This is a genomic window from Neisseria montereyensis, from assembly GCF_024834045.1.
Taxonomy (GTDB): domain Bacteria; phylum Pseudomonadota; class Gammaproteobacteria; order Burkholderiales; family Neisseriaceae; genus Neisseria; species Neisseria montereyensis.
Genome location: NZ_JANUXW010000008.1, coordinates 22,359 through 34,010, shown reverse-complemented (window position 1 = coordinate 34,010; position 11,652 = coordinate 22,359). Strand labels below are relative to the sequence as shown.

The following is an 11,652-nucleotide window of genomic DNA, read 5'->3' as shown; positions in this document are numbered from 1 at the left end:
AAGTGCAAATCGACCACGCCGCCTTGTGATTCGGGTAAAATGCGTTTTTTGTTATCCACATCACAACGTACGCATGACCACTCAGAAACCTTCTAAAATCCGATACTGGCTGTTGGCCGCTGTTGCCATTGTGTTCGACCAAATCACCAAACTGGCGATATTGAAAAATTTTCAATTCGCCGAACGCCTGAATATTATCCCCGATTTTTTTGACCTGACTTTGGTTTACAACACCGGTGCCGCATTCAGCTTTTTGGCCGATGCCGGCGGCTGGCAAAAATATGTTTTCTTGGCTTTGGCGGTCGTTATCAGTTTTTATCTGGCGCGCGCCATTATCCGGGACGATTTCGGCACATGGGGCAAAATCGGTGCTGCCATGGTTATCGGCGGTGCGTTCGGCAATGTTATCGACCGTTTGGTTTACGGCCACGTTGTTGATTTTTTGTTATTTTATTGGAAAGACTGGTATTATCCGGCTTTTAATATTGCCGACAGCTTTATTTGCGTCGGCGCCGTTCTACTGGTTTTAGACGGTTTTAAACATAAGAAAAACGATACCCAAACTCAAGAGGCCGTCTGAAAAGACGTTTAATGAAAATTTTATGATAAAAAAAACCATTATCTTAGCCAACCCGCGCGGCTTTTGCGCCGGTGTGGACCGCGCCATCAGTATTGTAGAGCGTGCATTAGAAGAATTCGGCGCGCCGATTTATGTACGCCACGAGGTGGTACACAATAAATTCGTTGTCGACAATCTGCGCGAAAAAGGCGCTATTTTTATCGAAGATTTAGCCGATGTGCCGGAAGGGGCAACGCTGATTTATTCCGCACACGGCGTTTCCAAAGCGGTTCAGGACGAAGCGGCCGAACGTGGTTTTCAAGTATTCGATGCCACCTGCCCGCTGGTCACGAAAGTACACAAAGAAGTTTCCCGCTTAGATTCGCAGGGTTATCAGATTATTATGATTGGCCATGCCGGCCACCCCGAAGTGGAAGGCACAATGGGGCAATTGCCGAAAGATACCATGCTGTTGGTCGAAACGGTGGATGATGTTGCCCGTTTAAATGTGCGCAATCCCGATAAGCTCGCCCATGTCAGCCAAACCACCCTATCGGTGGACGAAACCCGCGATATTATCGAAGCTTTGCAAGCACGTTTCCCGAATATCCGCAGCCCGCATAAAGAGGATATCTGCTATGCCACCACCAACCGTCAGGAAGCCGTCAAAGACTTAGCTGCCGAATGCGATATTGTGATTGTGGTCGGCTCGCCCAACTCATCCAACAGCAACCGTTTGCGCGAAGTGGCGGCTTTGCGTGGAGTGGATTCTTATATGGTCGACAATGCCGGCTATCTGCAACGCGAATGGTTTGAAAACAAAAGCCGTGTCGGCGTAACCGCCGGCGCGTCGGCACCGGAAGTTTTGGTACAGGAAGTGATTGAAACCATTCAAAGCTGGGGACACGATACCGTACGCGAAGGCGAAGGCGTAGAAGAAAGCATTGTTTTTGTATTACCCAAGGCATTGCGTAAAGAATAAATGATTTTTTACTGAATTATGAACGCTTTTATAGTATGCTGTAAAAACCGGCAACTCAAATAAAGGCGAATAAAATGAAATATTTATTCTTAAGTCTTAGCGTATTGTTATCATTATCGGCCTGCTCGGTTATGGATGAATACTATGGCAACGGCCCATCGGCCGAAACATGTTATGGTTTAGGCAATCCGGCCTGCGTTCGGGAAGGTCATCGTGACAGCGTAGAAATGCGCCCGGAAATGACGGTAGATGAACTGAATAAATCCCGAAGTGGGCAATAATTAGCGGGCATCACCCGTTAAAAACTGAATAAGCTTTACTAAAATGTCAGGCCGTCTGAAATCATTTTCAGACGGCCTTATTCATTACTATCAATACTATCAATCAAATATCCGAATCATCGGTTAAATACACTTTTTCACCATGATCACGCGGCATAATCAGATTCATCAGCAAGGCTGCCACGCCGCCCATACAAATCGGATTTTGAAAAAGCTCTTTCACCGGCAGCAGGGCGAACACTTCCGGCTTAAAGCTCACCCCCAAACCCAATCCGATAGAAGTCGCCGCAATCACCGCTTCCCTGCGGTTAATACCGTTGGTCATAATAATCCGTACACCGGCAATGGCAATCAGGCCGAACATCAACACCATCGCACCGCCAATCACAGGGCTCGGAATCGTTGTAAAAGCACGGCCGACTATGGGGAACAAACCTAACAACACCAAAATCACCGCAATGTATTTACCGACATGGCGCGAAGCCACACCCGTCATCTGAATCACACCGTTGTTTTGGGCAAACGTTGTTAGCGGAAGCGAACCGAGCGCCGTTGCAATCACGGAAACCAAACCATCTGCCAACACACCGCCGCGCAAACGTTTCCGAAATACTGCACCCTCATAATCCTCGCCGGATACCATTGCCGTTGCCGTTAAATCGCCGACAGCTTCAAAAATACTCAGCAGATACACCAATCCCGCCACCAGAAACGCGGTCCATTGAAAATCAAAACCGTATTTAAACGGCACCGGCACGGTTATCAGCGGCAAATCGTTTAATACGGAAAAGTCCACCATTCCCAAAAACAAGGCCACCACATAACCGGCAATCATCCCCACCGCAATACCGCTCATGCGCAATAGCGGGTTTTTCAGGCTGTTAAAAAACAGCACCACCACCAACACAAACGCCGCCAATGCGATATTCTGCCAAGAGCCGAAAGTATTATTACCCATCGCAGCAAAGCCGCCGCCGAATTCGGTAATCGCCACACCAATCAGGCTCAAACCAATCATCATTACCACCACACCGCTCACCGTCGGCGTAATCACTTTTTTCAGATAAGGCAGCAACCATGCCGAACCGGCCACTAAAAAAGCGCCGACAAAGGCCACGCCCAACAGCGCCGACACCATGGCATGTTCGTCCAGCCCCTGCTCCTGCATGCCCAAACCCAAAGAAATCATCACGCCGACAAAAGAGAAGTTCACCGACTGAATCGACAACAGCCCCGACCCGACCGGCCCGAAGCGGTTCACCTGAAGAAACGTGCCGATACCCGAAGCCACCATCGCCATCGAAACCAGATAAGCCGTCATCTCGGGCGGCAATTTCAACGCCCCGCCGACAATCAACGCCGGCGTAATCATCGGCACAAAAATCGCCAATAAGTGCGTGATGGCGCTCAGAAGTGCATTCGCAAACGGCGGTTTATCTTCCAACCGGTAAACCAAATCAATATCATGGTTTTTCGGGTTTGGCGCAGCAGCCATATTTCATTCCTTTTCATATAAAATTTCGATGGTTTGAATCAAACATATGAAAACCTATCCAATCACACAGGCATCCGCCCTGATTTATCAGCAATTGGCAGTTTAGTTATATGTAATCAAACGATAAAAAATGTAAGCATGAATTGTAAGCAATTTGGCCGCCTACTTCAATTTTCATCACCCCTTTACCACCGAAAAACATTGCCTGTTCAGCATAACAGCATAGAAACAGGCTATCCGAACATGCTTATCGGCTTTCAGACGGCCTCAAAAACCTTTGCAAACCTTTGCAGGCCGTCTGTAATCAATGTTTCACATCAATTACAAAGTAGGCTACAATCAATCTAATTTTACCGAACGTTTGAGAAATAAAGGCTTTACCATGTTAAAAGGTAGTTTGGTTGCCCTGGTTACCCCAATGAATCAGGATGGCAGCGTCAATTTCGACCAACTCAAAACCCTTATCGACTGGCATATAGAAAGCGGAACCGATGCCATTGTTGCCGTAGGCACAACCGGCGAAAGTGCCACTTTACCGGTCGAAGAACATTTGGCCGTTATCGAAGCCACCGTCCGCCATGCCGATAAACGTATCCCCATTATTGCCGGCACCGGCGCCAACAATACCGCCGAAGCCATCGAGCTTTCCAAAGCCGCCGAGCGTTTGGGGGCGGACTGTACGCTTTCCGTCGTCCCCTATTACAACAAACCTTCGCAAGAAGGCATGTATCAACATTTCAAAGCCATTGCCGAAGCCACTGCCATCCCCATGATTCTTTACAACGTGCCCGGGCGTACCGTTGTGAACATGACCAACGAAACCATTTTAAGACTGGCCGAAATCCCCAATATTATCGGGGTGAAAGAAGCCAGCGGCGATATCGCCCGCGAAACCGACTTAATTAACCAAGCACCCGAAGGTTTTGCCGTTTATTCAGGTGACGACCCCACTGCATTGGCTTTTATGCTATGCGGCGGCGACGGTGTGATTAGCGTAGCCGCCAATGTTGCGCCTAAAGAGTTTGCCGATATGTGCCACGAAGCGGCTGCCGGCAATAATGCCCAGGCCCGCTTATTAAACAAACAATTGATTCCCGTTTATGACGTTATGTTTTGCGAACCCAGCCCGGCCGCACCCAAATGGGCACTTTCCCAATTAGGCAAATGCAACCCTTATGTGCGCCTGCCCATTGTCGAACTTTCTTCAGACGGCCAAGCCAAAGTATATAACGCCTTGAAAAAAGCCAAACTGATTTAACCATAGGAATATAGGAATAACCGTATGAACCGTATCAAGCCGGTAATATTAACCACTGCGCTTATCAGCCTTGCAGCCTGCTCAAGCAACAAACAAGAACAACCGCAACTGGACTATCAAAGCCAAACCCGCAAGATTGTCAGTCTTGACGTACCGCCTGATCTCACCAACCCCGATCAAGGCAATATGTACAACATTCCGGCCGGCAGCGGTGCCGTACGCGCCAGCGATCTCAACCGTAGAAATACGGCGCAACAACAAGCCGCCAACCAAACCGTCCTACAAGGCGTTAAAGGCGTTCATTTGGAACGCGACGGCAGCCAACGCTGGTTGGTTATCGACGGCAAACAACCTGCCGAAATCTGGCCGTTGTTGAAAGTATTCTGGCAGGAAAACGGCTTCAATATCCAATCGGAAGAACCCGCTATCGGCCAAATGGAAACCGAATGGGCAGAAAACCGCGCCAAAATCCCGCAAGACGGCTTGCGCCGTTTGTTTGAACGTGTCGGCTTAGGTGGTATTTACTCCACCGGTGAACGGGATAAATTTATCGTCCGTGTCGAACAGGGTAGAAACAATACAACCGATGTATTCTTTGCCCATAAAGGCATGATAGAGGTATATACCGATAAAGAAGAAGATACCACCATGTGGCAGCCGCGCCCTAACGACCCGAACCTTGAAGCTGCTTTCTTGGCCCGCTTTATGCAATATTTGGGCGTAGATGCGGCACAAGCCGAACAAGCTCTGGGCAATAGTGTTGCCGCCTCACGCACTGCTTCCGATTTGGCTACAATTGAAGGTAACACCCTGTTGTTACAAGGCAACTACGACCGCAACTGGCGCCGTACCGCATTGGCACTTGACCGTATCGGCTTAACCGTTATCGGCCAAAATGCAGAACGCCATGCGCTATTGGTGCAACCCGCCCCTCAAGAAGGCCAAGCGGTTACCGAAACCAAACCCGGCTTCTTCAAACGGATCTTCGGTAGAAAAAAAGCAGCCGAACCCGTACAACAAGAACGACCGGAATTAATCGTTTATGTAGAGCCGGTGGCCAACGGAACCCGTTTACATTTGCTAAACAGAGACGGCACTGCCTATCAGGGACGCGACGCCTCAACTTGGTTGAGCCGACTGCATACCGAACTACGCTGATTCATTCAATCCACTATACTCAAAACGGCTTTCGATATACGAAAGCCGTTTTTCTTTACGATATACAATAAAAATATCTATATCTTTAACCACAATAGCCAGTGTTCCCCTATATGCCGAATAGCGCCGGAAAGATTACATCATCGCGGTTCTTATCTGCCAACTCATCAATCAATAAGATCAAAATACACGGTATCTGAAAACAAGACATTATTCAGATAATCAACATATAGTAAATATATTGCTTCCTAATTATTGACAATCTCTTTACAATTGTTATGATATAACATTTCATTCATAAAACTAATGAATCAAATGGCAAATCAAAAAACTTATTGGGCATTTCTGCTTCCTATTTCATCCGTAGCTTTGGCCAATCCATCGGAAACAGCAGTACAAACGGTGGAAATGGATACCATTTCCGTTCAGGCCAAGCGTTATTCCAACCGTGTCGGCGGGCAACAGATATGGAATCAACAAAAATTAGCCGATTATCCTAAAAGCAATAGTACGATCAACGACTTATTGAGAACCACACCCGGCGTACAATTTTCCAAAACCGAAGGAACCGCCGATAGTGTCGGTGAAATCTCGCCGCCCAATATTTCTTTTCACGGCGAGAAATTTTATAACAATCAATTTACTATCGACGGCGTGGGCAACAACAGCAATTTCAATCCGGCACACAATGGCTCGGATACCCAGCTTGATGCCGACACCATTAATTCTCACACTACCGGCGAATTACCTGCCGGACACCCACAGGCTTTTTGGGTCAGCCCTTCTTTATTAGAACGTTTATCGGTTTATGACAGCAATGTTCCTGCCAAATACGGCCGCTTTACCGGCGGCGTGGTCGATGGAAACCTAATCAAAGCCGACAAAACCCAAGCATCGGGAAGTTTGTCGTACCGGACATCCCGAGATCAGTGGACGCATTACTATATTGATCCGCTTTATGCCGACGAATACCGTGCCGGACAATCACCCGACACACAGCCCAAATTTAGGAAACATGAATCCAACCTGATAGTGAACCAACCAATCGGTGAAGATTCCGCTGTTTTATTTGCCTATAACCGCCAGCAGTCATCCATTCCGCTTTACCATCAACATCTAAACCAATACACCAAACAAAAGCGCTTGGCTGAAACGTTTTTATTGAAAGGCACACACTATCTCGATGAAAACAATGTTCTTTCCGCCACTGCGATGTATTCCCCCCACTCCGCTACATATTATCCGGCGAACTATAAAGACGGGCGGTTTACCAACAGCGGCGGCGGTTGGCGCGTTGACTTAGACTGGGAACACGATGCCGATTTTGGCAAAATGTACAGTAAACTGAGCTATCGGCGTACCGAAGAAAAAACGGCATACGATCACGACAACCTTTATCGTTACCGCGACAATACGCCATCCATCAATTGGACGACACACCCCGAAGTGGAAGAAGCCGCACGAGGCGGCATCGGCACCAGCCGCTCTTTCGGCAATCATTGGAATATCCAACAAAATTTTGAATTCAACACGTTAAACTGGGGCGAATCCAACCACACCCTCAATGCAGGCTGGGAAGCCGAATATGCAAACCAAGGCTTTGAGCGGAAAAAACCCACTATTATATACAGTGGTTCGACGTACACCGACCGCCAAGATTGTACCGACTGTATTCCCGGCGAACAGTTTTTTACCGGCTATGCATACAATTACCCAGCCCACATCAAGGTTGGCACACACAATCTTGCCCTATACCTAGAAGACCAAATCGAAACCGAAAACTGGCTGTTAAGGCCCGGTATCCGGTTGGACTATAACGGTTTTCTCAAAAATACCGATATTGCGCCCAGATTCGCCTTCCAATACCGCCTACCCATTAAAGCGGCTGATCTACATCTAATCGGTGGTGCCAACCGTTATTATGGCCGCGAGATGCTGACCTATAAACTACGCAGCGCCTATGTTTTCCAAAGAAATTTCGACCGTTTCGATATCGATGATCCGTGGACGTCGCGCGAACTGGCCGAACCCCGCTACGACACCAGCGAGCTCAAAACCCCATATAGCGACGAACTCAATCTCGGTATCCGTCAATATATCGGCAATAGCGAATGGCAGCTTAAATGGGTTCGCCGTAAAAGTAGAAATCAATTCCTCACCCAAGAGCGTATCGGCGACGATGGCCTAACCTACCGTGTTTTAAGCAATACCGGACGTGCCGACAATGATACTTTCACCTTCAATGCCGGCCTAAACCGCCCTTGGCAATTGGGTGCGGTAGAGCTGGATTGGCAAGTCGGCGCCGAATACAACAAACGCCGCTCGAATCAAATCGGCACTTTCCAAAATTATGACTGGGACGAGTGGAATGTTAAAAAAGTGATAGTTGACGGCACTTTGAAAAACCCCGACCAACTACCGGCTATGGACTTTAACCAACCGTGGACAGCTTTTCTCGAAACCCGGTTGGCCATACCGAAATGGCATTTCAAATGGCTGCAACGCCTGCGCTATTCCGCCCCGCATGCTGAATACATTCAAGAAAATATCCGCTGCACCCCCGACAGAGCCAACCTTTGCCAAGGCTATGTCGGCAATCTGAGTAAGTTTGATCGGATTCGCTACAACAGATCTTTATTGGCCGACTGGCATTTCTCATGGGAAAAACCACTGGCAAAAACACAAATGTTAGAACTCAATTTCGATATATTGAATGTATTCAACCGTAAAATTGTCGGTAGAAAAATAAATACCCCGGAATGGCAAGAGAAAAAGCGCGATCTCTCTTATAAAATAGGCCGTCAGTTCTGGTTTGGTGCCAAATACTCTTGGTAATATATCCATCTTAAAGGCCGTCTGAAAAGTTTTCAGACGGCCTTTCAAACATTTCATTCAACAAACGGATATTTTCAGATAAGATTACGTTTGCTTGAAAATCGGAAAAACGAGGATAATAACAATATGGATGATAACAAACAGAAATTGCAAGAAGGTCTGAACAAACTAGGCCTCACCCTTTCCACCGTACAACAATTGCTGTTGCTCGAATATGTTTCGCTATTAAAAAAATGGAACAGCACTTATAACCTAACCGCCCTGCGCGACGAATCCACCATGATTAGCCATCATGTGTTAGACAGCCTCACCCTGCTGCCTTATATCGAAGGCACGCAAACATTAATGGATGTCGGCTCAGGCGGCGGTATGCCGGGGATTCCCACCGCTATCTGTCGGCCGGATTTGCAAATCACCTTATTAGATTCCAATACCAAAAAAACCTCTTTTTTACAGCAGGCCGTGATTGAATTGGGCTTAACTAATGTTACCGTTACCGGCGGACGGGTAGAAGCGATGCACGATAAAAAAGTAGATGTTGTCACCAGCCGTGCCTTTGCCGAATTGGCCGACTTTATTACTTTAACCAAGCATCTGCTCAACGACAACGGCTACTGGGCCGCCATGAAGGGCGTTTATCCTTATGAAGAATTGGAACATATTCCTGATTGGGTTGAAGTGGTGAAAGTAGAAAAAATCGAAGTGCCTATGTTGGCCGCCGAACGGCATATGGTGATTATGAAACCGAAATCATAAAGCAGATAACTATTATATTAAAGGCCGTCTGAAAGATTATTTTCAGACGGCCTTTAATCATCTTGTAAATAAAGCGTTTCATTACTATGCACGATGACCGACCGCAACAAACTTTTCCTGATTCGCCAGCACATATTCAACAGCGGCAGCTAAGTCTTCATCAGCCGCTTCGTAATAATCACCGTCTGCTTCTTCAAATACATCAAACTGCGCTCGGATTTCATCCAACGGCTTATCTTGCTCGGCCAGCTTTTCTATGGCTTCACCATACTTAAGATAAAGGGCTTTTGCTTTATCTATCACCTTTGGGGTCGGTTTGATACGCCAGCGGCGCAAACTGTCTGCCACGGGGTTCATAAAAATATATTCGCCATAGCCTGCGGCAATCAGCTGCAAAAATCCGCCTTCCTGCACTTGGCTGTCGAGATAGCAATACGCCAGCAGGGTATGCTGTTCGTCATTAAGCGCATCCATCCCGTGCGCTTCGCTGTATTCGATATAAGCCGCTGCCAAAGTATAAAGAAACTCGGCAGGGTTTTGCGGATCCAAGCTGTTTAAATCGATTATCTGTTCAGCCATACAAACCTACACCTCGATACGGTTGGGGGTAAACGTTTCCCATTTGTTGCACGCCGGGCAATGCCAGAAAAACACTTGCGATTTAAAATGGCAGTTGCGGCAACGGTACATCACCGATTTTTGCAATTGCCGCCCGATAACCGAACGCATCATATCGGCATCGGCTTTCCATTCGGGATTCAATTCGCTCAATTGCAAACCGAGCAAACGGTATACACCGCTTAAATCGGGCTTCTGGCGCACCAACTCAACGGCCGTTTGCGCCGCTTGGCTTTCTCCTTCCAGCAACAAGGATTTTTCATAAATCACATTGATTAAGTCCAGCTGGGGAAAGGTTTTCATATAACCAATTAAAATATTCAAACCCTCACGCGGTTTGCCCAAAGCATCATAGGCATCATACAAGCGCTCGCCGACCATGCTCAGATATTCGTGGTTTTGCTTTTCGATGGCGGTATAGGCATCAATAGCGGCACCGAAATTGCCCTGCTTCTGTTCGACATCACCCAAAATCATATTGGCACGGGTACATTTTTTATTGATATCCAACGCCTTATGCGCATATCCGCATGCCGCTTCAAAATCGGAACGAAACAGGGCAGCCTGCGCCAGTTCGCAATAGAATTGCGCAGTTTCAAACTGATAGGTGCGCTCGTCGTGGCTCAACAATTGCGCCATTTCAATGGCTTTTTCCCAATCGCGGTCTTGTTGGTAAATGCCCAATAAAACCTGCCGTGCTTCTTTGGCCATATTGCCGTTTTGCAAATTCAAAAAAATCTGCTCGGCACGGTCTACCAATCCGGCACTTTGGTAATTCTGCCCCAACTCAAACAACACCCGCTCACGCTTATCGCCCACGGTATCGGGCGAATCAAGCAAAGCCTGATGCATGTGGATGGCCTTATCATTCTCACCGCGCTGGCGGTACAGCTTACCTAAAGTCAGGTTCAAATCATAAGATTGCGGCTGTTGATCAATCACCTCTGCCAATTCCCGTGCGGCTTTGCCGGTTTTTCTATCCACTAAGGCATCAAGGCTTTTATAAAAACCGCTGGGCACGGATTTGGCCTGCTTCAATACGGTTTTCATATCCACCCGTGCGGCAAACCAACCCATAGCAAAAAATACCGGTAATAAAATAATCGGCAACAGCAACATCCAGATTTCGGTTTCCATGCAGACTTATTCCTTGTGTTCGGTCGGCATGGTCGTGTTGGCGGCAGGATTGTGCGGCACCAATAAATCCTGTTCGGTCAGGCGGGCAGTTTTTTTCACTTCAGCACGCAAACGGTTATTTTCACCGCGCAGAGTCAGCAAACGGCCGAATAATGCGAATACGCCGAAAATCGCACCCACCACAAACGCGCCGAATAAAACGACGATTAAAGGCGTATTGATGCCTTGTGCCGGTAAATAGAAAAATGCTACCTGTTGGGTATTGCTGATAGCCAGCAATAACAAAATCAATAAAATAAGTAATTTGATAATGCCGGAAATAATTTTCATCAAATTCTCCGATTCTTTATTCTCTAAAAGTTAGCGGCCGGATACCTATCAGCGGCATCCGATTAATTTAACAGTTTAAACGATTTAACTGTTTTCGTGTATATATGCATGGTTTCCCCGATATGTCGGATACTCTGCCTCAAACCCGAAACTCATCGGCCAATATAAGCCATATAACGAAGTACACCTTTAAAATCATTAAATTACCATACCGCAACGCTGGAATTCCATGCTTGATATACA

At 47.2% G+C, this 11,652-nt stretch carries 11 protein-coding genes; 7 read left to right on the top strand and 4 right to left on the bottom strand.

The window, feature by feature from the left end:
* Window positions 1-73 precede the first annotated feature (73 nt).
* From lspA to NXS09_RS08485, 3 genes are all read left to right on the top strand, one after another.
* Window positions 74-580, top strand: coding sequence for a signal peptidase II (gene lspA / locus NXS09_RS08495; RefSeq protein ID WP_259292119.1), 507 nt, complete (start codon window positions 74-76; stop codon window positions 578-580).
* A gap of 22 nt (window positions 581-602) precedes the next feature.
* The gene (gene ispH, locus NXS09_RS08490) at window positions 603-1,541 is read left to right on the top strand and encodes a 4-hydroxy-3-methylbut-2-enyl diphosphate reductase (RefSeq protein ID WP_259292118.1); all 939 of its coding nucleotides are present in this window, start codon (window positions 603-605) and stop codon (window positions 1,539-1,541) included.
* Window positions 1,542-1,615: 74 nt separating this feature from the next.
* Window positions 1,616-1,822, top strand: a complete 207-nt coding sequence (locus NXS09_RS08485) for a hypothetical protein (protein ID WP_259292117.1) — start codon at window positions 1,616-1,618, stop codon at window positions 1,820-1,822.
* A gap of 103 nt (window positions 1,823-1,925) precedes the next feature.
* On the opposite strand, the gene NXS09_RS08480 is transcribed toward NXS09_RS08485, so the two are convergent.
* Window positions 1,926-3,317, bottom strand: a complete 1,392-nt coding sequence (locus tag NXS09_RS08480; RefSeq protein WP_259292116.1) for a nucleobase:cation symporter-2 family protein — start codon at window positions 3,315-3,317, stop codon at window positions 1,926-1,928.
* Window positions 3,318-3,699: 382 nt separating this feature from the next.
* On the opposite strand from NXS09_RS08480, the gene dapA reads away from it, so the two are divergent.
* The 4 genes from dapA to rsmG all read left to right on the top strand — a co-directional run bounded on the left by dapA (window position 3,700) and on the right by rsmG (window position 9,324).
* The gene (gene dapA / locus NXS09_RS08475) at window positions 3,700-4,575 is read left to right on the top strand and encodes a 4-hydroxy-tetrahydrodipicolinate synthase (RefSeq protein ID WP_259292188.1); all 876 of its coding nucleotides are present in this window, start codon (window positions 3,700-3,702) and stop codon (window positions 4,573-4,575) included.
* A gap of 24 nt (window positions 4,576-4,599) precedes the next feature.
* Window positions 4,600-5,733 (top strand): NlpB/DapX family lipoprotein, encoded by a 1,134-nt coding sequence (locus NXS09_RS08470; protein WP_259292115.1) that lies wholly within the window; start codon window positions 4,600-4,602, stop codon window positions 5,731-5,733.
* A 315-nt stretch (window positions 5,734-6,048) separates the two neighbouring features.
* On the top strand, window positions 6,049-8,568 hold the full coding sequence (locus tag NXS09_RS08465) for a TonB-dependent receptor plug domain-containing protein (protein WP_259292114.1): 2,520 nt from the start codon (window positions 6,049-6,051) through the stop codon (window positions 8,566-8,568).
* A 126-nt stretch (window positions 8,569-8,694) separates the two neighbouring features.
* A complete protein-coding gene (gene rsmG / locus NXS09_RS08460) occupies window positions 8,695-9,324 on the top strand; it encodes a 16S rRNA (guanine(527)-N(7))-methyltransferase RsmG (protein WP_259292113.1) in 630 nt (209 codons plus the stop codon).
* 84 nt (window positions 9,325-9,408) lie between these two features.
* On the opposite strand, the gene NXS09_RS08455 is transcribed toward rsmG, so the two are convergent.
* Genes NXS09_RS08455 through NXS09_RS08445 form a run of 3 tightly spaced genes read right to left on the bottom strand, consistent with a single transcriptional unit; the run spans window position 9,409 to window position 11,409 of the window.
* Window positions 9,409-9,903, bottom strand: a complete 495-nt coding sequence (locus tag NXS09_RS08455; protein ID WP_259292112.1) for a DMP19 family protein — start codon at window positions 9,901-9,903, stop codon at window positions 9,409-9,411.
* Window positions 9,904-9,909: 6 nt separating this feature from the next.
* Window positions 9,910-11,079 carry a lipopolysaccharide assembly protein LapB gene (gene lapB, locus NXS09_RS08450; protein WP_259292111.1) on the bottom strand — a complete coding sequence of 390 codons (1,170 nt, stop codon included), beginning with the start codon at window positions 11,077-11,079 and terminating at the stop codon, window positions 9,910-9,912.
* A 6-nt stretch (window positions 11,080-11,085) separates the two neighbouring features.
* On the bottom strand, window positions 11,086-11,409 hold the full coding sequence (locus NXS09_RS08445; RefSeq protein WP_259292110.1) for a LapA family protein: 324 nt from the start codon (window positions 11,407-11,409) through the stop codon (window positions 11,086-11,088).
* Between the last annotated feature and the right edge of the window lie 243 nt (window positions 11,410-11,652).